This is a genomic window from Roseovarius sp. A46 (assembly GCF_004126395.1).
Classification (GTDB): Bacteria; Pseudomonadota; Alphaproteobacteria; order Rhodobacterales; family Rhodobacteraceae; genus Roseovarius; species Roseovarius nitratireducens.
Map to the genome: position 1 here is coordinate 66,443 of NZ_PVWS01000007.1, position 22,519 is coordinate 88,961.

Annotated in this window: 21 protein-coding genes and 1 pseudogene; 15 read left to right on the plus strand and 7 right to left on the minus strand. The window is 65.6% G+C overall.

Annotated features, from left to right (window positions below; all coding sequences use genetic code 11):
- Window positions 1-210 precede the first annotated feature (210 nt).
- From C6W92_RS05690 to C6W92_RS05735, 10 genes and pseudogenes are all read left to right on the plus strand, one after another.
- A complete protein-coding gene (locus C6W92_RS05690; protein WP_129432064.1) occupies window positions 211-984 on the plus strand; it encodes a 3-hydroxybutyrate dehydrogenase in 774 nt (257 codons plus the stop codon).
- A 45-nt stretch (window positions 985-1,029) separates the two neighbouring features.
- On the plus strand, window positions 1,030-1,467 hold the full coding sequence (locus C6W92_RS05695; protein WP_129432065.1) for a TerB family tellurite resistance protein: 438 nt from the start codon (window positions 1,030-1,032) through the stop codon (window positions 1,465-1,467).
- On the plus strand, window positions 1,464-2,213 hold the full coding sequence (locus C6W92_RS05700; RefSeq protein ID WP_129432066.1) for a PhnD/SsuA/transferrin family substrate-binding protein: 750 nt from the start codon (window positions 1,464-1,466) through the stop codon (window positions 2,211-2,213). The genes C6W92_RS05695 and C6W92_RS05700 overlap by 4 nt, the downstream gene beginning before the upstream one ends.
- 94 nt (window positions 2,214-2,307) lie before the next feature.
- Window positions 2,308-3,108 (plus strand): amino acid ABC transporter ATP-binding protein, encoded by an 801-nt coding sequence (locus C6W92_RS05705; protein ID WP_104017032.1) that lies wholly within the window; start codon window positions 2,308-2,310, stop codon window positions 3,106-3,108.
- A 27-nt stretch (window positions 3,109-3,135) separates the two neighbouring features.
- Complete coding sequence (locus tag C6W92_RS05710) at window positions 3,136-3,855, plus strand: transporter substrate-binding domain-containing protein (protein ID WP_129432067.1); 720 nt, start codon at window positions 3,136-3,138, stop codon at window positions 3,853-3,855.
- 58 nt (window positions 3,856-3,913) lie between these two features.
- On the plus strand, window positions 3,914-4,798 hold the full coding sequence (locus tag C6W92_RS05715) for an ABC transporter permease subunit (protein WP_129432068.1): 885 nt from the start codon (window positions 3,914-3,916) through the stop codon (window positions 4,796-4,798).
- Window positions 4,795-5,601 carry an ABC transporter permease subunit gene (locus tag C6W92_RS05720; protein WP_129432069.1) on the plus strand — a complete coding sequence of 269 codons (807 nt, stop codon included), beginning with the start codon at window positions 4,795-4,797 and terminating at the stop codon, window positions 5,599-5,601. Before C6W92_RS05715 ends, C6W92_RS05720 begins: the two co-directional genes overlap by 4 nt.
- A gap of 8 nt (window positions 5,602-5,609) precedes the next feature.
- Window positions 5,610-6,206: a nucleotidyltransferase family protein gene (locus C6W92_RS05725; protein ID WP_277815882.1), complete on the plus strand. Its 597-nt coding sequence runs from the start codon at window positions 5,610-5,612 to the stop codon at window positions 6,204-6,206.
- 188 nt (window positions 6,207-6,394) lie between these two features.
- Complete coding sequence (locus C6W92_RS05730; RefSeq protein WP_129432070.1) at window positions 6,395-6,751, plus strand: hypothetical protein; 357 nt, start codon at window positions 6,395-6,397, stop codon at window positions 6,749-6,751.
- Window positions 6,752-6,801: 50 nt separating this feature from the next.
- Window positions 6,802-9,410, plus strand: a pseudogene (locus C6W92_RS05735) (glycoside hydrolase/phage tail family protein); the annotation flags it as partial.
- A 15-nt stretch (window positions 9,411-9,425) separates the two neighbouring features.
- Here C6W92_RS05735 and C6W92_RS05740 read toward each other — a convergent pair.
- The 3 genes from C6W92_RS05740 to C6W92_RS05750 form a co-directional block, all read right to left on the minus strand.
- Window positions 9,426-10,364, minus strand: a complete 939-nt coding sequence (locus C6W92_RS05740; protein WP_241691079.1) for an ABC transporter permease — start codon at window positions 10,362-10,364, stop codon at window positions 9,426-9,428.
- Window positions 10,357-11,364: an ABC transporter permease gene (locus tag C6W92_RS05745; RefSeq protein WP_129432072.1), complete on the minus strand. Its 1,008-nt coding sequence runs from the start codon at window positions 11,362-11,364 to the stop codon at window positions 10,357-10,359. Before C6W92_RS05745 ends, C6W92_RS05740 begins: the two co-directional genes overlap by 8 nt.
- Before the next feature lie 76 nt (window positions 11,365-11,440).
- On the minus strand, window positions 11,441-13,147 hold the full coding sequence (locus tag C6W92_RS05750) for a peptide ABC transporter substrate-binding protein (RefSeq protein WP_129432073.1): 1,707 nt from the start codon (window positions 13,145-13,147) through the stop codon (window positions 11,441-11,443).
- A gap of 250 nt (window positions 13,148-13,397) precedes the next feature.
- On the opposite strand from C6W92_RS05750, the gene C6W92_RS05755 reads away from it, so the two are divergent.
- The 3 genes from C6W92_RS05755 (at window position 13,398) to C6W92_RS05765 (ending at window position 17,621) form a co-directional block, all read left to right on the plus strand.
- On the plus strand, window positions 13,398-15,218 hold the full coding sequence (locus C6W92_RS05755; protein ID WP_129432074.1) for an ABC transporter ATP-binding protein: 1,821 nt from the start codon (window positions 13,398-13,400) through the stop codon (window positions 15,216-15,218).
- A 2-nt stretch (window positions 15,219-15,220) separates the two neighbouring features.
- Window positions 15,221-16,384 (plus strand): acetylornithine deacetylase, encoded by a 1,164-nt coding sequence (argE, locus tag C6W92_RS05760; RefSeq protein WP_129432075.1) that lies wholly within the window; start codon window positions 15,221-15,223, stop codon window positions 16,382-16,384.
- Between the two features lie 76 nt (window positions 16,385-16,460).
- Window positions 16,461-17,621 (plus strand): M20 aminoacylase family protein, encoded by a 1,161-nt coding sequence (locus tag C6W92_RS05765; RefSeq protein WP_129432076.1) that lies wholly within the window; start codon window positions 16,461-16,463, stop codon window positions 17,619-17,621.
- A 72-nt stretch (window positions 17,622-17,693) separates the two neighbouring features.
- Here the strand turns inward: C6W92_RS05765 and purB are convergent, their stop codons facing one another.
- A complete protein-coding gene (gene purB / locus C6W92_RS05770) occupies window positions 17,694-18,998 on the minus strand; it encodes an adenylosuccinate lyase (protein ID WP_129432077.1) in 1,305 nt (434 codons plus the stop codon).
- 83 nt (window positions 18,999-19,081) lie between these two features.
- Between purB and C6W92_RS05775 the strand changes: the two genes are divergently transcribed.
- Both C6W92_RS05775 and C6W92_RS05780 read left to right on the plus strand, forming a co-directional pair.
- Window positions 19,082-19,489 (plus strand): DUF6314 family protein, encoded by a 408-nt coding sequence (locus C6W92_RS05775; protein WP_129432078.1) that lies wholly within the window; start codon window positions 19,082-19,084, stop codon window positions 19,487-19,489.
- The gene (locus tag C6W92_RS05780; protein WP_129432079.1) at window positions 19,486-20,208 is read left to right on the plus strand and encodes a DUF3445 domain-containing protein; all 723 of its coding nucleotides are present in this window, start codon (window positions 19,486-19,488) and stop codon (window positions 20,206-20,208) included. Before C6W92_RS05775 ends, C6W92_RS05780 begins: the two co-directional genes overlap by 4 nt.
- 28 nt (window positions 20,209-20,236) lie before the next feature.
- On the opposite strand, the gene C6W92_RS05785 is transcribed toward C6W92_RS05780, so the two are convergent.
- The 3 genes from C6W92_RS05785 to C6W92_RS05795 all read right to left on the minus strand — a co-directional run bounded on the left by C6W92_RS05785 (window position 20,237) and on the right by C6W92_RS05795 (window position 22,514).
- The gene (locus C6W92_RS05785; protein WP_129432080.1) at window positions 20,237-20,671 is read right to left on the minus strand and encodes a glyoxalase superfamily protein; all 435 of its coding nucleotides are present in this window, start codon (window positions 20,669-20,671) and stop codon (window positions 20,237-20,239) included.
- 217 nt (window positions 20,672-20,888) lie between these two features.
- On the minus strand, window positions 20,889-21,554 hold the full coding sequence (locus C6W92_RS05790; RefSeq protein WP_129432081.1) for a hypothetical protein: 666 nt from the start codon (window positions 21,552-21,554) through the stop codon (window positions 20,889-20,891).
- Window positions 21,555-21,683: 129 nt separating this feature from the next.
- The gene (locus tag C6W92_RS05795; protein ID WP_129432082.1) at window positions 21,684-22,514 is read right to left on the minus strand and encodes a lytic murein transglycosylase; all 831 of its coding nucleotides are present in this window, start codon (window positions 22,512-22,514) and stop codon (window positions 21,684-21,686) included.
- Between the last annotated feature and the right edge of the window lie 5 nt (window positions 22,515-22,519).

A 22,519-nucleotide genomic window follows, 5' to 3' on the forward strand; every position in this document is an offset into this window, starting at 1 on the left:
ACTGAACCGCAGGATTGCTTATAAAGGGGTCACTGCTCGATAGGTTTCTTGCCTGTATGAAACCTGCCTCAATGACTAGACCCCGGCCTTGAGCCGGGGTTTTTTTTGTCCGCGTTCCGGCGGCTCACGGCGACGTGACCGCAGAGCCCGCGTGCAATTCCGCGACGCGGCATCTATGCTGCATGCGCAGTACACATTGGGAGACAGAGCATGAGTGTGAAGGGCAAGACCGCCGTCATCACCGGGTCGAATTCTGGCATCGGCCTCGGCATCGCCGAGGAACTGGCACGCGCCGGGGCGAACGTGGTGCTGAACTCGTTCACCGATTCGGACGAGGATCACGCGCTGGCCCGCCGAATCGCCGAAGAGACCGGCAGCCAGGTGCGCTACATCAAGGCCGACATGTCGAAACCCGACGAGTGCCGCGCGCTGATCGAGCAGGCGGGTACCTGCGATATCCTTATCAACAACGCGGGGATCCAGCATGTCGCGCCGATTGACGAGTTTCCACAGGACAAGTGGGATGCGATCATCGCGATCAACATGAACTCGGCCTTTCATACCACCGCCGCCGCGTTGCCGCTGATGCGCAAGGCGGGCTGGGGCCGGATCGTCAACATTGCCTCCGCTCACGGGCTGCGCGCCTCGCCCTACAAGGCTGCCTATGTCACCGCCAAGCACGGTGTCGTCGGCATGACAAAGACGGTAGGGCTCGAGACCGCGAAAGAGCCGATCACCTGCAACGCGGTCTGTCCGGGCTACGTGCTCACGCCGCTGGTGGAGGCGCAAATTCCCGACACGGCCAAGCAATACGGCATTTCCGAGGATGCCGCGATCGAGGAGGTGATCCTCGCCAAGCAGCCGTCCAAGGAATTCGTCACGGTCGAGCAGCTTGCCGGGACCGTGCTCTATCTCTGCTCGGACGCAGCGGCGCAAGTCACCGGCACGACGATCAGCGTCGATGGCGGCTGGAGCGCGCAGTAAGTAGGGGCATTGGCGCGGGCGCGCGGGCGGTCTATATCGGACAGCATGTTTGGAGATTTGCTCAGCCGGCTTCTGGCCCCCGCCCCCGAGACCCTGCCTGACGCGGACGCGCGGCTTGCGCTGTCGGCGCTGATGGTGCGCCTTGCGCGCGCCGATGGCCATTACGATGCCGATGAACGCGCGCGCATCACCGGCATCCTGTCGGGGCGCTACGGGCTCGACGAGGCCGGAGCCGAAGCGCTGCGCGGCGACGCCGAGGCGCTGGAGGCGGAGGCACCTGACACTGTCCGTTTCACCCGCGCGATCAAGGATGCCGTGCCGCACGAGGCCCGCGCCGAGGTGATAGAGGCACTATGGCAAGTGGCGCTGGCCGACGGCGCGCGCGAGGCGCACGAGGATTCGCTTATCCGGCTGGTGACAAGCCTGCTGGGCCTGACCGACAAGGAAAGCGCCCTTGCGCGCCAGCGGATAACGCGCGGATGATCGCCAGCCTGCCGATGTATGACCGGCCCGAGACGGCGGCGGCCAATGACCGGCTGTGGCAGGCGGTGCGGGCGCGGCTGGGCGAGGGGCCGGAGTGCCTCACCCGTGAGGGAGACCTCTGGACGCAGTGGCAAAGCCCCGATCTGCTCTTGTCTCAGACCTGTGGTTTGCCTTATCGGTCAAGGCTTTACGACAAGGTGAACCTTGTCGGCACGCCTGTCTGCGACCTGCCGGATTGCCCGCCGGGGCAGTACTACAGCGTCTTCGTTGCGCGTCGCGACGATCCGCGCGACGATCCGCAGGCCTATGCCCAGGCGGTGCTGGCGTATAACGAGCCGCTGTCGCAATCGGGCTGGGCCGCGCCGCAGGCCTGGGCGGCGGCGCGGGGTTTTGCCTTCACCGAAACGCTGCGCACGGGCGCGCACGCGGCCTCGGCGCAGGCGGTGGCCGATGGGCGTGCGGATATCGCCGCGCTGGACGCGCTAAGCTGGAGGTTCATGGCGCGAACCGACAGGTTTGCGGATGCGCTGCGAGTGATCGGGCGCACCGATCCCACCCCGGCGCTGCCCTGGATCACCGCCGCCACGCGCGACCCCGCCCCGATCCGCGCCGCGCTGTCGGCGGCGCTGCTCGCGATGCCGCCGGAGGATCGCGACACGCTGGGGATTTCCGGGCTGCTCGAGGTCGCGCCTGAGGCCTATCTCGCGCTGCCGATCCCGGCACCGCCTGCCTCCGAATTGACCTGACCGGGCGTCAATTCGGCAGGCAAGCGGCCTGTTCCGCCGCATTGCAAGTTGCATCGCGCAGAATTTTCGGCCCTATTGTCACGAAGACGTCGCAATGCCAGAGTCCGACAGGGGGACGCGCGTGACCGAAACGCCGGTGATCGAAATCCGAAACCTGCACAAGGCCTATGGCGCGCTTGAGGTCATCAAGGGCGTCGATATCACCGCCCCCAGGGGCCATGTCATCTCGCTCATCGGGTCGTCGGGATCGGGCAAGTCCACCATCCTGCGCTGTGCCAACCTGCTGGAGGATAGCCAGCAGGGCGACATCCTGTTCAATGGCGAGCCGGTGAAGTGGAAGGGCGAGGGATTGGGTCGTCATCCCGCTGACGCCAAACAGGTTTTGCGCATCCGCACGAATCTCAGCATGGTGTTCCAGCAGTTCAACCTGTGGGCGCACATGACCATCCTGCAAAACGTGATGGAGGCACCGGTGACGGTGCTGGGGCGCGACCGGGCGGAGGCGGAGCACGCGGCGCGCGGCTATCTCGACAAGGTGGGTATCGGCGACAAGTGCGATGCATACCCTGCGCAGCTATCGGGCGGGCAACAGCAGCGCGCGGCGATCGCGCGGGCGCTGTGCATGGAACCCGAGGCGTTGCTTTTTGACGAGCCCACCTCCGCGCTCGATCCCGAGCTGGAACAGGAGGTGATCCGCGTCATCAAGGACCTCGCGAACGAGGGGCGCACGATGATGCTCGTTACCCACGACATGAGCATGGCCCGCGACGTGAGCGATCACGTGGTGTTCTTGCACCAGGGCCTGATCGAGGAAGAAGGCGCGTCCGACGAATTGTTCGGCGCACCGAAATCAGAGCGGTTGCGGGGCTTTCTCAGCTCCACGATGGCCGCTTGATAGTTACCAACCAGGAGGGAGAAGACCATGAAGAAACTACTCGTTTCCACCGCCGCCGTGGCCATGATGGCCGGCATGGCGATGGCGCAGGACGTCGTGCGGCTGGGCACCGAGGGTGCCTATCCGCCGTGGAACTTCATCAATGATGCGGGCGAGGTCGATGGCTTCGAGCGCGAGTTGGGCGACGAGTTGTGCAAGCGCGCCGAGCTCAACTGCGAGTGGGTGACGAACGATTGGGACAGCATCATTCCGAACCTCGTTTCGGGCAACTACGACGCCATCATCGCTGGCATGTCGATCACCGACGAGCGCGACCAGGTGATTGATTTTACCCAGAATTATACGCCGCCGGACCCGTCCGCCTATCTGGCCATGTCCGACGACGTTGACCTCTCGGGCGGCGTGATCGCCGCGCAGACCGGCACGATCCAGGCGGGCTACGTGGCCGAATCGGGCGCGACCCTGCTGGAATTCGCCACACCCGAGGAAACCATCGCCGCGGTGCGCAACGGCGAGGCCGACGCGGTGCTTGCCGACAAGTCCTATCTCGCGCCGATCGCGCAAGAGGACCCGGGCCTGATGTTCGTGGGTGACGATGTGCCCCTGGGCGGCGGCGTCGGCATGGGCGTGCGCGAATCCGACGGCGAGCTGCGCGAGACCTTCGACGCGGCGATCCAGTCGATGAAGGATGACGGCACGCTCAACACGATGATCGAGAAGTGGGAAGTGTCCTCCACCTTCGAGTGACTGCTTTCATCCCCGCGCGCCATGCGGCGCGCGGGCCGATCTTTCGGGGGCGGCCCTGATGTTTTCGTTTTGCTCCGATCCCGCGACACTCGACGGTGCGCGGTGGCTGGCGTGCTACCTCACCACGGTAAAGCATGCCAATCTCTACATCGCGGTGGGCACGGTGCTGCTGCTTCTGGCGATCACCGCGCCCGCGGCGCTTGCCTTCGGGTTTGGCGGCGCGATGGCGGCGCGGTCGCGCATCTGGCCGCTGTCGTGGTTCGGCAAGGGCTATATCGCCATCGTGCGGGGTGTGCCGGACATTGCCTTTTTCCTGTTCTTCGTGATCGCGCTCGACCAGATTTTCGAGGTGATCCGCCACAAGATCAAATGCCCCGACTGGCCCGACGAGATATGGCAGGGGAGCGATTTCGTGGTGTGCCAGGCGGCCAAGCTGCCGTTGGGCAATTCGCCGCAATGGGTGCATGACACCTATGGATTCTTCGTCGCTGTTCTGACCTTTGCCATCGTGTTCGGCGCGTTCGCGGCCAACGTGCTCTATGGCGCGATGCGCGCGGTGCCGCATGCGCAACTTGAAACCGCGGAGGCCTACGGCATGTCGCGGCGCCAGAGTTTCTGGCGCATCCTCGTGCCGCAGATGTGGGTCTATGCGCTGCCCGGCCTCAGCAACCTGTGGATGGTGCTGACCAAGGCCACGCCACTGCTGTTCCTGCTGGGGATAGAGGATATCGTCTACTGGGCGCGCGAGATGGGCGGCACGGCGCTGCCGCGCTTTACCGAGTATCCGCACGGTGACTGGCGGATGTGGTATTTCCTCGCGCTGCTGGTGTTTTACCTGGGGCTGACCAAGGTGTCGGAGGTGGCGCTGGAGCGGGTGATGGTGCGGCTGAGCCACGGGCAGGCGACGACGGGCGGCGAAGCGCAGCGGAGGGCGGGCGCATGAGCTGCTGGCAGACGGTTCAGGATTACGCGCTGCGCAGTCTCGGCCATGGCGAGCGGCTGTTGCCACGCGACGGATACACGCTGTGCGAGCATTTCACGCTGATCGGGTCGGGACTGATCTGGAACGTGTATTTCGGGGCGCTGGCGCTTTTCGCGGGGTTTTTCCTCGCCACGGTCGTGGCACTGGGAAAGGGCGCGCGCAATCCGCTCATCAGAAAGCCGTCGGAGTGGTTCATATTCATCTTTCGCGGCTCGCCGCTCTTCATCCAGTTCTTTTTCGCCTATTTCCTGTTTCTGTCGCTGAAATCGGTCAGCCCGGTCTTTGACGCATTCACCTCCGCGTGGCTGGGGGCGCTTATCGTGCTGTTTCTGAACACTGCCGCCTATTCGGGCGAGATATTCTACGGTGCGCTGCGCTCGATCCCCAAGGGCGACGTCGAGGCCGCGGATGCTTACGGGTTCTCGGGGCTGCGGCGGTTTCGCAAGATCGTGTGGCCGACGATGCTGCGGCTCGCGTGGCCGGCCTATACCAACGAGGCGATCTTTCTGTTCCACTCGACAACGCTGGTGTTCTTCTCGGGCTTTCCGGCGTGGCAACAGCGGGGCGACGCGCTGTATTACGCCAATTACTTCGCCGACAAGACCTTCAACCCCTTTGTGCCCTATCCGATCCTCGCGGGCTATTTCATCCTGCTGACGCTGGTCATCATCGGGATTTTCGGCGTGGTGAACCGGCACCTCAACCGGCACCTGCCGCAGGAGGCGCGGCGTGGGCTGCGGCTGCGGCTCAACGTCATCCGGTGACGGGGGCGGTGGCGATCCTGGTGCCGGCGGCGGGCGCGTCGCGGCGGATGCGGGGGCGCGACAAGCTGATGGAAGAGGTGCGGGGGCGGCCGCTGTTGGCCGATCGTGTGGCGGTGGCGCTGGACCTTGATGCCGATGTGCTGGTGACGGTGCCGCCCGGGGGGGCGGCGCGCGCGCAGGCGCTGGCCCCGCTGATGGGGCCGAGGCTGTGGGTCGAGGAGGTGCCGGATGCGGGCGAGGGGATGGCGGCGTCGCTGCGCCGGGGGGCGGAATGGGCCGAGGCGCGCGGGGCGGGGGCGCTGATGGTGCTGCTGCCGGATCTGCCGGACCTGACCGGGGCCGATCTGCGCGCGGTGTGGGACGCCTTTGACGGGCAGCGCATCCTGCGCGCGACCGCCGAGGATGGACGGGCGGGGCATCCGGTGGTGTTCCCGGCGCGGCTATTGCCAGAGATGGCGGCGCTGCGGGGGGACGAAGGTGCGCGGGTGATCCTTGCGGCGCATGATGTAGCGCGCGTCGCGCTGTCGGGCTGCCGCGCGGTGACCGATCTCGACACGCCCGAGGACTGGGCCGCGTGGCGTGAGGGCGGGGCACCAAAACCTTAAGAAAATGTAAATATAACGGGTAGTTGGCGTGCGCGCGGATTTGACTCACCGCGCGTTTTCTCGTATAGGTTGTGTCATGCTGAGCGAGATGGGCAGGCGGCCCCGGGACACCCCCGGAGGCCGCCTTTTCATGTCGGCGCGGGCGGGGGGCATCGCGAGAAGGGAAACGGCATGAGGCAGCGACACGCATGGTTCTGATCACCCCGGAGGAGGGGCCTTCGGGCCTGACCAGTGCGATCAATTCGCTTGAAGAGCAGCTTGCGGACATGCGCGGGGAGCTCGAGGCGCTTTATCGGCGGATACGGGCCGGGGAACTGGACGAATTGAAAAACGCGACGCGGGCCACGACGGAAATCCGTCAATGGCTCAAGATCGCAATTGAAATGGAGGCACAGCTTGAAAAACGCAGACAACACGAGCGTGGCATCGTCCACGGCTACGCCATCGACTTCGACGCCGCCCGGGTTGAGATCCGGTGCCGCATGGATCGTCTCGCAAGGGCACGATGCACGGCACGAGTTCCTCGATGCCCTGAGCGAGGGTGAGCTGCTGGCGCTGCCCTATATCTTTGAGTTTCGGCGGAGAGGTCAAGGCGAGCCCGGTCGCCTATCACGGCCCCGACGAATGGTCCTTTCGCCGCTTCATCCTGCACCAGGCGGCGCTCTGCGCGGCGGCGGGGGGCGTCGAGAGCTTCTGCATCGGCTCGGAAATGCGCGGCCTGACGCAGATCAGGGGCGCGGGAAACAGCTTTCCGGCGGTGACGCAGCTCGTTGATCTGGCGGCGGAAGTGCGCGCGCTGCTGGGGCCGGAGGTAAAGATCAGTTATGCCGCCGACTGGTCCGAATATTTCGGGTATCAGCCGGGGAATGGCGACCGGTTCTTTCATCTCGATCCGCTCTGGGCCGATGACAATATCGACTTCATCGGGATCGACAATTACATGCCGCTGTCGGATTGGCGGGAGGGGTATGAGCATCTCGACGCCGAGGCGTGGCCGTCGATTTACGATCTCGACTACCTGCAATCCAATATCGAGGGCGGCGAGGGGTATGACTGGTTTTATCCGTCGCCCGAGGCACGCGCAGCACAAAGGCGGGTGCCGATCACCGACGATGCCTATGACGAGCCTTGGATCTGGCGGTTCAAGGACCTGCGTAACTGGTGGGCCAATCGGCACTTCGACCGGGTGGACGGTGTGCGCGCGCCCGAGCCGAGCGCATGGGTGCCGAAGTCTAAGCCCATCCGCTTTACCGAGTATGGCTGCGCGGCGGTGGACAAGGGCACCAGCCAGCCCAACAAGTTTCTCGATCCGAAATCCTCGGAATCGCGCTTGCCCCGCCATTCGACGGGGCAGCGGGACGAGCTGATCCAGATGCAGTATCTGCGTGCGATGGCGGGTTATTGGCGCGATCCGTCGCATAACCCGGTCTCGCCGGAATACGGGGGGCCGATGCTCGACATGGATCGGGCCTATGTCTGGGCTTGGGACGCCCGGCCATATCCGTGGTTTCCGGCCAATGGTACGCTGTGGTCCGATGGCGACAATTACGCCCGTGGGCACTGGATCACGGGCCGGGTGAGCGGGCGCAGGCTGGCCGAGGTGATCGACGAGATCACGGGCCGCGCGGGGCTTGCGCCGCCCGACAGCGCACCGGCCACCGGCTTCGTGCGGGGCTATACCGTGGACGAGGTGGGCCCGGCACGCGCATCGCTTCAGCCGCTCTTGCTGGCTTATGGCGCGGACGCGGTGGAGCGCGATGGCGGTCTGAGCTTTCGTGTGCGCAACGGGCGGGCGGATTTTGCCGCCGTCTATGACCGGCTGGTGCGCGACCCCGAGCTTGGCGGTGTAATCGAGGAAACGCGCGGTAGTGACCTGGAACTGGCGGGCCGCGTGCGGCTTCGTTTCGTCGAGGCAGACGGTGATTATGAAGCGGTGGCCGAGGAGGCGATCCTGCCAGACGAGGCAACGCACGCGGTCGCGATGTCTGAGTTGTCGCTGTCGCTGACCCGCGCCGAGGGGCGTCAGGTGGTGGAGCGGTGGCTGTCGGAGGCGCGGCTGTCGGTCGACACGCTGCGCCTGTCGTTGCTGCCCTCGGAAATCGCGGTCGGGGCGGGGGACGTGATCGCGTTGCCCGATGCGGAGGGCGGTGGGCGGTTTCGCATCGACCGGGCCGAGCAGATGGGCGCGATGCAGCGCATCGAGGCCACGCGCACCGATCCCGAGAGCTTTCGGCCCATCCTGTTGAGCGAGATATCCGCGCGGATCACGCCGTTTGTGGCGCCTGCGCCGGTGACGCCGCTGTTCCTCGACCTGCCGCTCATGACCGGCGAGGAGGTGCCGCACGCGCCGCACATCGCGGTGATCGCCGATCCGTGGCCGGGGACGGTGACGCTCTATTCCGCGGACGAGGATGCCAATTACACGCTCGACACGCTCGTCGCCGCGCAGGCGACGGTGGGGGTGACCGAGGCATCGCTTCTCCCCGCCGCGCCGGGGCGGATCGACCGGGGCGCGGGTCTCTTCGTTCGGATGCGCCACGGCACGCTGGAGAGCGTGAGCGACCTGGCGTTCCTGAACGGCGGCAATCTGTGTGCCATCGGCGACGGCACGCCCGACGGTTGGGAGCTTTTCCAGTTTCGCGATGCCGAGCTGGTGGCGCCCGAGACCTATATCCTGCGCCACCGGTTGCGCGGGCAGTTGGGAACCGAGGGAGCCGGGACGTGGCCGGTAGGATCCATCGTGGTGCGGATGGACGGTATCCCGCGCCAGATCGGGCTCACCGAGGCGCAGCGCGGACAGGCGCGGCATTACCGGATCGGGCCGGGGGGCGTCCGGTGGATGACCCGAGTTTCGGCCATGCGGTGCTGGCCTTTGACGGATTGGGCTTGCGGCCCTATGCGCCGGTGCACCTGCGTGTGGCCGAGGCGGCGGGCGACCTGCGCGTCACATGGGTGCGGCGAACGCGGATCGGCGGCGACAGGTGGGAGACGCCGGAGGTGCCGCTGGGCGAGGAGAGCGAGACTTACGTGGTGCGCGTGCGACGCGGGGCGCAGGTGTTGCGCGAGATGTCGGTGTCCGGGCCGGAATGGCCCTACACCGCCAGCGCCCGCGCCCAAGACGGGCCGCAGGCGGGAAAGCGGATCGAGGTGGCGCAGGTCTCGGCAAGTTTCGGGCCGGGGCGGTTCGCGGTGCGCGCGTTGTGAGCAGCCCCGGGGGCCTCAGCGCCCCCGGATGCGCGGGTCGAGCGCGTCGCGCAGCCCGTCGCCCATGTAGTTGATCGCCAGCACCGTGAGCGAGATCGCGAGGCCGGGCCAGAACACCCGTTCGGGATAGTCCTGCAGGTATTGCGTCGCGTCGTTCAACAGCCGTCCCCATGTCGGGAAGTCGGGCGGAAACCCGAGGCCGAGGAAGGAAAGCGCGCTCTCGGTGATGATTGCGTTGGCGATGCCCAGCGTCGCCGAGACCATGATCGGCGACATAACGTTGGGCAGGATGTGCCGGGTAATCAGGTTGAAATTCGTTGTCCCGATGGAGCGCGCGGCGAGGATGAACTCACGCTCCTTCAATGCCAGCACGTCGCCGCGCACGATCCGCGCCGTGGGCATCCAGCTTGTCACGCCGATGGCCACCACGATCAGGATAAAGATGCCCTTCTCGGGGCCGAACGTACTGTTGAGCGCCTCGCGAAACAGCAGCACCATCACCAGCAGAAGCGGCAAGAGGGGCAGTGACAGGAACAGGTCGGTGAAGCGCATCAGCGGCCCGTCGAGACGGCGGAAAAACCCCGCGAGAACCCCGATGAGCGAGCCCAGAACCAGCGCCAGAAGCATCGCCGTCAACCCCACCGAGATCGACGTCTGCCCGCCCGCCATCATGCGCGCCAGCGTGTCGCGGCCAAGCTGGTCGGTGCCGAACGGATGCGCGAGGCTGGGTCCCTGGTTGCGCGCGCGGATGTCGATGAAGGTGGCATCATAGGGCCAGAGATATGGTCCGATGAATACCGCGAGGATGATGAACAACAGCACGATGCCACCCGCGAGCGCGCCGCGATGGGTCTTGAACTGGTCCCAGACATCGCGCCAATGGCTGCGCGGCGGCGCGGTGGGGCCCTCGTCGGCCAGCGCGGCGATGGGCTTTGGATCGGGGCTCTCAGTCATAACGGATCCTTGGGTCGAGCACGCCATAGAGCACGTCGGCGACGATGTTGAACATGACGATCAGCACCGCGATCATGAAGGTCACGGTCTGCACCATCGGCAGGTCATTGGCCTGGATGGCGGTGATGAGAAGCTGGCCGAGCCCGTTCACCTTGAATATCTGCTCGGTGATGATCGCCCCCCCGAAGATATACGGAACGCCGAGCGCGATCACCGTGATGACCGGGATCATCGAGTTGCGCAGCACATGCACCATCACCACGGTCCATTCCGACAGCCCCTTGGCGCGGGCGGTGCGCACGTAGTCCTGGTTGAGATTGTCGAGCATCGAGGCGCGCATGAAGCGGCTGATTTGTGCCGTGGTTTGCAGGGCCAGCACCATAACCGGCATGACCATCTGCATCAGCTGCAGCTTGAACGTTTCCCAGCCCACCACCTCTAGCGTGGTGTCGTAGATCGACGGTAGCCAGCCAAGCTGCACCGAGAATATCACGATCACCAGCACACCAGAGAAGAACGGCGGCACCGAATAGCCTACCATGGTGACAAAGGTGCCCGCCTGATCGAACAGCGAATACTGCCGGTAGGCCGAATAGATGCCGATGGGCAAGGCAATCAGGATGCCCACCACGTAGGACATCGCCACCACCCACAGCGTCTGAGGCATGCGCTGCACGATCACGTCCATTACCGGCGAGCGGAACTGCCAGCTAAGAACGCGCTGTTGGCCCTCGGCCAGTGCGGTCCCCAGGAGGTGATCGGTGAAGATCATCGGTTCGACCACGAAGAACTGCCACATCCACTTGCCAAAGCGGATATGAGTCGGCTCGCCGAGGCCAAGCGCATCGCGCATCCGTTCCTTGACCTCGGGCGGCACGGTGAGCGGCACCTGCGCCATCGGGTCGCCGGGGGCGAGCTCCAGCAGCAGGAAGATCACGAGGCTGATGAACAGCAGCGTCGGGATCGAGAGCACGAGCCGTCGGATCGTATAAGTCAGCATGCGCGGCGCCTCAACGGGGTATCTTGGGACAAGTGGGGCCGGGCAAATGCCCGGCCCCTATCCGGCGCGAACCGGATCACTCCTTGATGCGGTACCAGTCAGCCGCGTTCCACAGCTCGGTATCCCAGGTGTTCATCACCACACCGCCGAGCGTGTTGGATTTGGCCGAAACGCGGCCACGATGGACCAGCGGGATGATCACATTGCTGTCCTTGGTGACCATGTTGTTGAGCTTGATGGCGATCTCCCCTCGCTTCGACAGTTCTGCGGTGCCGCCCAGCTCCTTGATCAGCGCATCATATTCCGGGTCGCAATACCGGTTGATGTTCTCGCCCTGCCATTGCGTCGCGGGGCGCGGAATTTTCTCGCAGGTGCGCGACGCCAGATAGCTCTGCGGGTCGGTGCCATCGAAGTTGTTGGCATACATCTCGACATCGGCGTAGAACTTGACGAAGGTGTCGGGACTGCCCGGATCGCCGCCGAAAAAGACGCTCGCATTGATATTGCGCAGCTCGGTCTCGACGCCGATCTCTCCCCACCACTGCTTGATGAGCGCCTGGAAATCCTGGCGCACGGCGTTGGTCGAAGTCTGGTAGAGGACGGACAGCTTCATTCCATCCTTCTCGCGCACGCCGTCGCCGTCACTGTCGGTCCAGCCCGCTTCTTCCAGAAGCGCCTTGGCCCCCTCGATGTCCTGCTCGAGGCAATGGGTGTTATTTGCGGCGTAGATCTCGGGGGCGGGCACCCAGTCACAGGTCGGCTTGCCCGCCTTGCCGTATCCGATCTCGGTGAGCAATACGCGGTCGATGGCCATGGACAGCGCCTTGCGCACTGCCGGGTCGGTCAGGAACGGGTGCGGATGCTTGGTGGTGGCGCGTTCGCCATCGGGCAGGTCAGTCGAGGGATCGGTGAGGTTCATTTCGAGCCTCTCGACCAGGGTGCCGAAGGCTGCGATTGCTTCGCCTTGGCCTGCCTCTTCCATGTTGGCGATCACGTCGGGGGCAAGCTGCAGGTTCCAGGCGTAGTCGAATTCGCCGGTCTCCAGCACCGCACGGCCCGCCGAGGTGGCATCGCCGCCGCCCTTGAAGGTCATGGTGGCAAAGGCCGGCTTGTCGGGATCGCGATAGTTCTCGTTGGCCGAGAGCGAGATCACGTCATTGGGGCGGAACTCATCGACCACGAAGGGCCCGGTGCCGATGGGATGGAAATTTTCATCGGCGCATTCCGAGGCGCGCGCGCCGGTGCACTCGGCATATTGTGCGGCCTGGATGATTGGCGATGTCCCGCCGGTGAAAGGACCATACGGGTTGGGCTGCGGTCCGTCGAAATGCACGGTCACGGTCAGGTCATCGACCACCTCGACCTCGGACACGCCTTCGAACTTGGCGAGCTGCGCGCAGCCGCCCTCGGGGTTCATGCAGTACTCGGCAGTGAATTTCACGTCCTTCGCGGTGAAGGGCGTGCCGTCCGACCATTTCATTCCCGGCTTTATCTTCCAGGTGATCGACTTGAGGTCCTCGGCCACGCCGCCGTTCTCGACGGTGGGAATACCGTCGGACAGGTAGGGTACCAACTCGCCCTTTTCGTTATAGCGTGCGAGCGGCTCGATCACGAGGCTCGCGGCCTCGCGCTCCTTGGTCCCGCCGGTCAGATAGGGGTTCATGATCGACGGCGCCTGCCAGTAGATCAGGTTCACGTGGCCGTCCGAGCCGCGTTCGGCCATCGCCATCGAGGCGAGACCGACGAGTGCGGTCGCGCCCAAGAGAATCGGTTTGAGGGTCATAACGGTGCGTTTCCTCCGCTGTTGCGATGGCTCTGCGGCCATCTGTGGTTCCGTTTTGTCGGGGTAGCCGGGAGAGCGTTGCCCGTCCCGGCCCCAACCGGTGCGGCCATCACAGACTGGATTGCGTCAAAAAGCAAGAGCGCGGGCGTCAATGGAACGCACTTGCGGTTCGCTTTCGTTCGGCGTTTGACAGCCTGCCGCGCTTGTGCGTAGCGTTTGGGCTTGGGCGATATGCAAAGCGAGGCGCGTCATGCTCGACAAACCGCTGGCGAGGATCGAGAATCTCCGCGTCGAATTCGAGACCCGCGACGGTCGCGTCGTGGGCGTCGAGGACGTGTCCTTTTCCGTCGATCCGGGCGAGACGGTCTGCATCGTGGGCGAATCGGGATCGGGCAAGTCGGTCTCGTCGCTGTCGCTGATGCGACTCATCGAATATGACGGCGGCACCATCGCGGGTGGGCGGATGCTGTTCGACCGCAAGGAAGGTGGCGAGATCGACCTCGCGAAAACCGACCAGAGCCTGATGCGGACCATCCGCGGCAACGAGATCGGCATGATCTTTCAGGAGCCGATGACCGCGCTCAACCCGGTCTTTACCGTGGGTCGGCAGCTCTCCGAGGGGCTGCGCGTGCATCGCGGCATGGACAAGGCCAAGGCCCGTGCCCGCGCGCTGGAATTGCTGCGCGAGGTCCGCATCCCCGAGCCGGAACGGCGGCTCAACCAGTATCCGCACGAACTGTCGGGGGGCATGCGGCAGCGGGTTGTGATTGCCATGGCGCTGGCCTGCAAGCCACGGCTCTTGATCGCGGACGAGCCCACCACCGCGCTCGATGTCACCATCCAGGCGGAAATCTTGGCCCTCATGGACCGCTTGAAGCGCGAGACCGGCACCGCCGTCATCTTCATCACCCACGACATGTCCGTGGTCGCGCAGATGGCCGATCGCGTGGTCGTGATGTTCCGCGGCAACAAGGTCGAGGAGGGCCCGGTCGAGGAGATTTTCGAAGCACCCCAGCACGAGTACACCCGCGCGCTGCTGGCCGCTGTCCCGAAGCTTGGCGAGATGCGCGGCAAGGCCTGGCCCGAGCCGATGAAGCTCTTGGGCACCGAGGGGCAGGAGATCAAGCCGATCAAGGGCAGCGACGAGACGCTGCTCACGGTCAAGGGACTGACCACGCGCTTTCCCGTCACCGGCGGCTTCTTTCGCCGCACGGTGGCCAATGTCCACGCGGTCGAGGACCTGTCGTTCACGCTCAAGAAGGGGCGCACGCTCAGCCTCGTGGGCGAGTCGGGCTGCGGAAAGTCCACCGCCGGGCGCTCGATCCTGCGGCTGGTCGAGCCGATGGCGGGCGAGGTGGTCTTGGATGGCACCGACATCATGTCGCTCCGTTCCCGCGACCTGCGCCGCGCACGGGTGGACATGCAGATGATTTTCCAGGACCCGTTCGCCAGCCTCAACCCGCAGATGAAGCTCGCCGCGCAAGTGGCTGAGCCGATGAAGAATTATGGCCTCGTCAGCCAGTCGGAGATGGAGGATCGGGTGGCGATGCTGTTCGACCGGGTGGAACTGCCGCGCTCGTTCCTGCGTCGCTTCCCGCACGAGCTGTCGGGCGGCCAGCGGCAGCGCGTGGCCATCGCCCGGGCGCTGGCGCTCAATCCCAAGCTGATAGTTTCCGACGAGGCGGTGAGTGCGCTCGACGTGAGCGTGCAGGCGCAGGTGATCAACCTGATGATGGAATTGCAGGCCGATCTCGGCCTCGGGTACCTGTTCATCAGCCACGACATGGCGGTGGTCGAGCGCGTCAGCCACGATGTGGGCGTGATGTACCTGGGCCGCATCGTCGAGCTAGGGCCGCGTGCCGCCGTGTTCGAAAACCCGCAACACCCCTATACGCAAGCGCTGATGAAGGCCGTGCCGATCGCCGATCCGCGCAAGCGCAAGTCGGAAAAAGACCTCAATTTCAAACCGATCCCCTCGCCCATCCACCCCGTCGGGCACGAGCCCGGGCCGTCGGTTTACAAAGAGGTCGATCCTGGCCATTTCGTGCTGACCTCCGACAGCGGGTACTGAGCATGGAACACCTTTCGCCCGAGACGATCATGGCCCGGCTGGTGGGTTTTCCCACGGTCAGCCGCGACAGCAATCTCGACCTCGTGGACTGGGTCGAGGACTACCTCGCCGGGCATGGCATCACGGCGCATCGCCACCCCGACGAGACCGGGCAGAAGGCCGCGCTCTTTGCCCATGCCGGGCCGCCGGTCGAAGGCGGCGTGGTGCTGTCGGGGCACACCGACGTGGTGCCGGTGGACGGGCAGGCGTGGAGCACCGACCCCTTCACCGTGACCGAGCGCGAGGGCAAGTATTTCGGGCGCGGCTGCGCCGACATGAAGGGATTCGACGCGCTGGCCATCTGGGCGCTGGTCGAGGCGCACCGCCGCGGCGTCGTCCGCCCGTTGCAACTGGCACTCAGCTATGACGAGGAGGTGGGCTGCCTTGGCGCGCCGCCGATGATCGACGCGATGCAGGGGGTGGTGCCGCGCGCCGATCTGGCCATCATCGGCGAGCCTACAACCATGCAGGCGGTGACCGGCCACAAGGGGGGGCTGGGCTATGACGTGCAGGTGCGCGGCTACGAGGTGCATTCCTCGCTCATGCACCGGGGCGTCAATGCGATCATGGCCGCCGCCCCGCTGATCGACTGGGCCAACCGGATGAATGCCGAGAATCGCGCCAGGGAGCCCTCGAACCTCGCCGCCATGTTCGAGCCCCCCTGGACAACACTGCACGTGGGCCAGATCGAGGGCGGCACCGCGCATAACATCACAGCCAGAAACTGCCGTTTCGGCATGGATTTCCGCGTGGTGCCGGGCGAAGATCCCGAGGAGTGGGGCGCGCGGTTCCTCGAAGAGGTGCGCAAGATCGAGGCCGAAATGCAGACGGTGCGCTCCGACACGGGCATCGACGCCACGCGCCGCTTCACCGTACCGGGGCTGCGCCCAGAGGAGGGCGGTGCCGCCGAGGCGTTGATCCGGCAGGTCACCGGTGACAACGCGGCCCATGTCGTCAGCTATGGCACCGAGGCGGGACAGTTCCAGGCGGCAGGCTACTCGGCGGCGATCTGCGGGCCGGGTGACATCGCGCAGGCGCACCAGCCGGACGAGTTCATCACGCGCGCGCAATTCGAGGCCGGACATGGCTTCATGCGCAGCCTCGTGGACCGGCTCGCGGCGGGGTGAGGTCGCGGCCCCTTGCCGCCGCCCGCGCTTTAGTCCAACCTCCGCGCATTCCCGAACCCGCGAACAGGAGAGGCTCATGCCCATCAGGAACCGCTTTGCCGAGTTGCACGACGAAATCACCGCCTGGCGACGCGACATCCACCAGAACCCCGAGATTCTCTACGAAACCCATCGCACCAGCGCGCTGGTGGCCGACAAGCTCAAGGAGTTCGGCTGCGACGAGGTGGTAACCGGCATCGGCCGCACCGGCGTGGTCGGCGTGATTCGCGGCAAATCCACCGGATCGGGCAAGGTGATCGGCCTGCGCGCTGACATGGACGCGCTGCCTATCCACGAGGCCACCGGGGTGGAATATGCCAGCAAAACCCCCGGTGCGATGCATGCCTGCGGCCACGACGGGCACACCGCGATGCTGCTCGGCGCGGCGCGCTACCTTGCCGAGACGCGCAATTTCGACGGCACCGCCGTGGTGATCTTCCAGCCCGCCGAAGAGGGCGGCGGCGGCGGCAAGGAAATGTGCGACGACGGGATGATGGAACGCTTTGGCATCCAGGAGGTCTACGGGATGCACAACTGGCCGGGCAAACCGGTGGGCAGCTTCGCGATACGTCCCGGTGCCTTCTTTGCCGCCACCGACCAGTTCGACATCGAGGTGACGGGCCGCGGCGGTCACGCCGCCAAGCCGCACGAGACGGTGGACCCCACGGTGATGACCGCGCATCTGGTCACGATGCTGCAGACCATCGCCAGCCGCAACGCCGACCCGGTGGACCAGGTGGTGGTGTCGGTCACCTCGTTTCAGACCTCTTCGAACGCGTTCAACGTGATCCCCGCCTCGGTGCATCTCAGGGGCACGGTGCGCACCATGAGCACCGCCATGCGCGACCTGGCCGAGACGCGCATCCGCGCGCTGTGCGAGCATGTGACGGCGGGCTTTGGCGGCAGCGCCGAGGTGACCTATCACCGCGGCTACCCGGTCATGGTCAACCACGAGGACCAGACCGATTTCGCCGCCTCTGTGGCGGCGAGGGTCGCGGGCAATTGCGACGAGGCCCCGCTGGTGATGGGCGGCGAGGATTTCGCCTTCATGCTAGAGGAACGCCCCGGCGCCTATATCCTCGTGGGCAACGGCGATACGGCGATGGTTCACAACCCCGAGTACAATTTCAACGACGAGGCCATTCCCGCTGGCTGTAGCTGGTGGGCGGGCATCGTTGAGGAGCGGATGCCGGCCTGAGCGGGCGAAACCGGGACCGAGTATTTATGGAAAGATGAAGCCGGGGCGGGGGATTCTCCCGCCCGGTCGCGTTCAGTCGCCGAAAACCCGGGCAAAGATCGTGTCCACGTGCTTGGTGTGATAGCCGAGGTCGAATTTCTCCTCGATTTCGCCGGGGCTGAGAGCAGCGGTTACCTCGGGGTCATTGAGCAGCTCGGCCTTGAAATCGACGCCCGTCTCCCAGACCTTGAGCGCGTTGCGCTGCACGAGGCGATAGGCGTCCTCGCGGCTGACACCGGCCTGCGTGAGGGCCAAGAGGACGCGCTGGCTCATCACCAGGCCGGGGAAGCGGTTCATGTTGCGGATCATGTTCTCGGGATAGACGATCAGCTTGTCGATGACATTGGTCAGACGGGCGAGGGCGAAATCGAGGGTCACGGTGGCATCAGGCCCGATCATGCGTTCGACCGAAGAATGCGAAATGTCGCGCTCGTGCCAGAGCGCCACGTTTTCCATCGCCGGGATGACCATCGAGCGCACCATGCGCGCAAGCCCCGTCAGGTTCTCGGTCAGCACCGGGTTCTTCTTGTGCGGCATGGCCGAAGAGCCCTTCTGCCCCATCGAGAAGAACTCGGCCGCCTCCAGCACCTCGGTGCGCTGCATGTGGCGGATTTCCACGGCCACGTTCTCGACCGAGGAGGCCACCACGCCGAGCGCGGCAAAGAACGCCGCGTGCCGGTCACGCGGGATCACCTGCGTGCTGATCGGTTCAGGGCTCAGGCCAAGCTGCGCGCAGACATGCTCCTCGACCGCCGGGTCGATATTGGCGAAGGTGCCGACCGCGCCCGAAATCGCGCCGGTGGCGATCTCGTCGCGCGCGGTACGCAGGCGGGCGAGGTTGCGGTCCATCTCGGCGTAGAAGCGGGCAAAGGTCAGGCCCATCGTCGTCGGCTCGGCATGGATGCCGTGGCTGCGCCCGATGCGAATCGTGTCCTTGTGCTCAAAAGCGCGGCGCTTGAGCGCGCCGAGCAGCGCCTCCGTGTCCGCGATCAGGATATCGGCGGCGCGGGTGAGCTGGATGTTGAAGCAGGTATCGAGCACGTCCGAGCTTGTCATGCCCTGGTGTACGAAGCGCGCCTCGTCGCTACCCACATGTTCCGCGAGGTGGGTGAGAAACGCGATCACGTCGTGGCGTGTCTCGGCCTCGATCTCGTCGATGCGGGCGACGTCGAATTCCACGTCCTTCGCCTTCCACACGGCCTCGGCATTCTCGCGCGGGATCACGCCGAGATTTGCCATTGCGTCGCAGGCATGGGCCTCGATCTCGTACCAGATGCGGAATTTGGTGGCGGGTTCCCAGATGGCGGTCATCTCGGGGCGGGAATATCGCGGGATCATCTTGTCGTCCTCAATCGGATGGGGTGGTATCGGTCTCGGCGCGCTTGTAGAGCCATGGGCAGGGCGCGGCAAGGAGGGGCGCGATGACGGCAAGGCGATTGCAGGATTTCGAGGGGGCGTGGGCGTTCGAGCGCCGGATCACCCATGCCGGGGGGCAAGAGGCCGTGGTGACGGGCCGTGCCATCTGGATGCGGGATGGAACCGGGTTCGAATATGTCGAAACCGGCGAGATGCGCCTGACGGGTGCGGCCCCGATGCGGGTGGAGCGGCGCTATCGCTGGGAGGAGGGACCGCGCGTGTATTTCGCGGATGGCCGGTTCTTTCACCACGTTCCTCCCGAGGGAGGGGAAACCGCTCATTGGTGCGACCCCGATCAGTATGACGGGGCCTATGATTTCAGTCGCTGGCCGGGATTCACCGTCACTTGGGCGGTGCGCGGCCCGCGCAAGGACTATCGCATGATGACGATCTACACCCCGGAGGACAGATGACCGCGATCCTGCAACAGAGCCTGCCTCGTGAAATGGCGGAGCGCCGCCCGCTACCCGGTATCGCGCCGCTCGACCCGGCGACATGGCTTCGCGTGGACGAGGCATTCGCCGCGCAGATGGCGGAGCGTGCTCGGCTTCTGGCCGGGCAGCGCGACGATGTGATCGCCGTCACCGAGGGGGCCGGTCCGGCGGTGGACGAGCTGTTGCAGTTCGTGCTGGATTGGTTGGCCGCGCACGGCGATGGCTACGACATTTCCGAGAAAGAGGTGCGGCGGCCCGATGGCGTCACCGTGCCCCTCGATCGCGCCGACCCGATGGGCACGCTGGGCCACCTGGTGCAGGAGGACCTATGCCTGATGGAAAAGCGCGGGGAGGAGCATGTGCTCACCGCCGCGGTGCTGTGCTTTCCGGCAAGCTGGCGGTTGGCGGAAAAGATTGGCCGCCCGCTCACCGCGATCCACGTCCCGGTGCCCGAGTATGACGCCGGCCTCGCGCGGCGCGTGCAGCGGCTCTTTGACGGGGTGCAGCCGGGGCGGCCCCTGTGGCGGTTCAACGCGCTCAACTATGTCGATCCGGTGCTGCACCAGCCGCGCTCGCGCGTGCAGCCGAGCGAGACCGCGGACCTGCCCTACCTGCGCTCCGAGCGGCAATGCGTGCTGCGCCTGCCGCGCACGCGCGCCTGCGTGTTCTCGATCCACACCTACGTCTTGGCGCGGTAGGGGGCGCGATCACGCCCCCTTTCATGATTCAGGCTGCGTCGAGCACCACGTGGGGCTGCCCGTCGGACGTCTTGGCCAGTGTGCGTCCAGCGTCATTCACGATGCAGTTGATTTGCCGCCGGTACGAACTGAACCAGTCGGAGCGCACCACATCGACGGGCCGGTCGAAGACGATGGTCAGATGCTGATGGCCACCGATGGCCTCACGCACCGCCTTGATCCGCCCGGTAAAGCCCTGGCCCAGATAGCGGCCCGAGACGGCCTGTCCCACCTGCCAGCGCGGCGCTGGCGCATTGCCAAGCGCTGCCGAGAGCGTATTCCAGTCGCGAAAGCCCCATTGCCGCGAGATCGTTTCAAGCGCTGCGCTGTGACTGAGGGCGGTGCCCTGATCGGCCAGAGTGGCACGCAGGCGCCTGGCGTGATCCTTGAGTGCGCCTCGATTCGGAAGTGTCGTGTTGGTCATGGTTTCTGTCCTGCGGGTCGCGTCGACGGGACGATGTTCGCATTGTCATCCGGTTCGTGACCCAAGGTCAGAAAACGGGAAAATATCTCACAGGACTTCACCAAGGGCGCGCGGCCTCGCGAACGGCGGGGGCCTGCGTCCCATGATGGTGCGAAGTAGGGACTGGCACCCGCGCTGTCAACGGGGTGCAACAGCTTCGTATCAGAGAGCCGGGGCCTCAGCCGCTGATAAGCGGCTGAGCCTCGCGCAGGGCGGTGTAGGCGAGCAGGGCGGCCCCCACGGGTGGTGCGTGCAGGAACAGAGTCATTCCCAGCGTCACCACCGTCAGGCGCAGCGGCTGCGACGGGATCGCGGGCAGGGCCTCGGGCTCGACCGCGTCGCGCTGCCACCCGCCCTCGCGCGCCTCGACACGCTTGCGGTGGCCGGTCTCGATGTCCTCGGGCCGCAGCCGAGGCGCGGTCGCGCCCAGCAGGTCAAATGTCCGGTCCAGGAGCGCCGTGCCGACCGCCTGCGCGGACGGGCCGCGCAAAAGCGCATCATAGGGCAGGTAGCTGCCCACCCGCTCCAGCGCGCGCTCCAGCAGCACGCCGTAGGCGCCCGGGTCGAAGCCGGTGCCAAGGCGCTTTTTCCGCGGCGGCGGGCCGATGGCGATGACGAGGTAATGCGGTCGATCCTTGCGCTCCGGCGGCAGCCAGCCAAGCGCGATGCGCACGCATTCACGGTCGATGAGCGCGATGTCTTCGCCGTCCCATGTCAGGCGGCGCACCTGCGTGGCCAACCCGTGCGAGGCGATGTCAAACTCCTCGACGATGTCGGGAAATTCCATCCCCGGCGGGCCGTGATATTCCAGTGCGGCGATTTCGCCGTATGTCTGCCTGCTCATGATTTGCCTCTCGGCTTGCTCCTGTCTTGAAGCGGATGGAAACCATATGCACCGTTTACACCTATCTCTCCGTCTCTTCGCACACATCCCGCCCGTCACGCTTGGCCCCGTTCCGGGCCGCGGGCCGTCTCAGTCCCGGTCGATCTGTGCCGCCATGATGGCGATCGCCTTCTGATACACACCGGCGGCGTTCCATTCCTGGATCACCGCGAAATTCGGCTCGCCCTCCTGATAGCCCTTGCCCCGCTGCCAGCCCTTGGCGCGCAGGTAATTGGCGGTCGAGGCCATGGCGTCGGCGAGGTCATAGAAATCCACCCGCCCGTCACCATCGCCATCCACGCCATAACGCAGCGCGTTTCCGGGCAGGAACTGGGTATGACCCAGTTCGCCATGCCGGGCCCCCCGCGTCTCGGGGGTGATCGCGCCCCGGTCCACCAGTTTCAGGGCACCGATGGCATGGGGACGGAAGAAATCCGACCGGCGGCAATCATAGGTCAGCGTGACGATGGCCGAGACCACCGAACTGTCGCCCATGAAGCGGCCGAATCCCGTCTCCATCCCGTGGATCGCGATCAGCACGCCGGCGGGCACGCCATAATGCCGCTCGAGCGATTGGTAGAAGGCCGCGTTGCGTGCCAGCCGCTTGCGGCCCTGCGCCACGATGACCGACGCGCCGCGGATTTCCATGAACTTGTCGAAGCTGTAGCGAAAGCTCTTCTGATTGCGGTCGGCGGCGATGGTGGATCGCGCATAGGTGGCCCCGCGCAGCGCCTCTATCCCGCGCTGATCGACACCCGCGTTGGCGGCTTGTCGTGCGAAATCGCGTTTCCACGCCTCGAAGCCCTGCGCACTGTTGCCGCATTCGGCAGCCCATGCCGCCCCGGTGCCGATTAGCAGCGTGGCAGTCCAAAGGCCCAAGGCCGCGAGGCGCGGCGCGGCGGCTGTCGGCTTGCCTTGCATCGTCA

Bases quoted from the DNA above. Each gene is read 5' to 3' on its own strand.
- C6W92_RS05690 (WP_129432064.1), top strand. From the start codon at position 211: ATGAGTGTGAAGGGCAAGACCGCCGTCATCACCGGGTCGAATTCTGGC.
- C6W92_RS05695 (WP_129432065.1), top strand. From the start codon at position 1,030: ATGTTTGGAGATTTGCTCAGCCGGCTTCTGGCCCCCGCCCCCGAGACC.
- C6W92_RS05700 (WP_129432066.1), top strand. From the start codon at position 1,464: ATGATCGCCAGCCTGCCGATGTATGACCGGCCCGAGACGGCGGCGGCC.
- C6W92_RS05705 (WP_104017032.1), top strand. From the start codon at position 2,308: ATGCCAGAGTCCGACAGGGGGACGCGCGTGACCGAAACGCCGGTGATC.
- C6W92_RS05710 (WP_129432067.1), top strand. From the start codon at position 3,136: ATGAAGAAACTACTCGTTTCCACCGCCGCCGTGGCCATGATGGCCGGC.
- C6W92_RS05715 (WP_129432068.1), top strand. From the start codon at position 3,914: ATGTTTTCGTTTTGCTCCGATCCCGCGACACTCGACGGTGCGCGGTGG.
- C6W92_RS05720 (WP_129432069.1), top strand. From the start codon at position 4,795: ATGAGCTGCTGGCAGACGGTTCAGGATTACGCGCTGCGCAGTCTCGGC.
- C6W92_RS05730 (WP_129432070.1), top strand. From the start codon at position 6,395: ATGGTTCTGATCACCCCGGAGGAGGGGCCTTCGGGCCTGACCAGTGCG.
- C6W92_RS05740 (WP_241691079.1), bottom strand. From the start codon at position 10,364: ATGACTGAGAGCCCCGATCCAAAGCCCATCGCCGCGCTGGCCGACGAG.
- C6W92_RS05745 (WP_129432072.1), bottom strand. From the start codon at position 11,364: ATGCTGACTTATACGATCCGACGGCTCGTGCTCTCGATCCCGACGCTG.
- C6W92_RS05750 (WP_129432073.1), bottom strand. From the start codon at position 13,147: ATGACCCTCAAACCGATTCTCTTGGGCGCGACCGCACTCGTCGGTCTC.
- C6W92_RS05755 (WP_129432074.1), top strand. From the start codon at position 13,398: ATGCTCGACAAACCGCTGGCGAGGATCGAGAATCTCCGCGTCGAATTC.
- argE (WP_129432075.1), top strand. From the start codon at position 15,221: ATGGAACACCTTTCGCCCGAGACGATCATGGCCCGGCTGGTGGGTTTT.
- C6W92_RS05765 (WP_129432076.1), top strand. From the start codon at position 16,461: ATGCCCATCAGGAACCGCTTTGCCGAGTTGCACGACGAAATCACCGCC.
- purB (WP_129432077.1), bottom strand. From the start codon at position 18,998: ATGATCCCGCGATATTCCCGCCCCGAGATGACCGCCATCTGGGAACCC.
- C6W92_RS05775 (WP_129432078.1), top strand. From the start codon at position 19,082: ATGACGGCAAGGCGATTGCAGGATTTCGAGGGGGCGTGGGCGTTCGAG.
- C6W92_RS05780 (WP_129432079.1), top strand. From the start codon at position 19,486: ATGACCGCGATCCTGCAACAGAGCCTGCCTCGTGAAATGGCGGAGCGC.
- C6W92_RS05785 (WP_129432080.1), bottom strand. From the start codon at position 20,671: ATGACCAACACGACACTTCCGAATCGAGGCGCACTCAAGGATCACGCC.
- C6W92_RS05790 (WP_129432081.1), bottom strand. From the start codon at position 21,554: ATGAGCAGGCAGACATACGGCGAAATCGCCGCACTGGAATATCACGGC.
- C6W92_RS05795 (WP_129432082.1), bottom strand. From the start codon at position 22,514: ATGCAAGGCAAGCCGACAGCCGCCGCGCCGCGCCTCGCGGCCTTGGGC.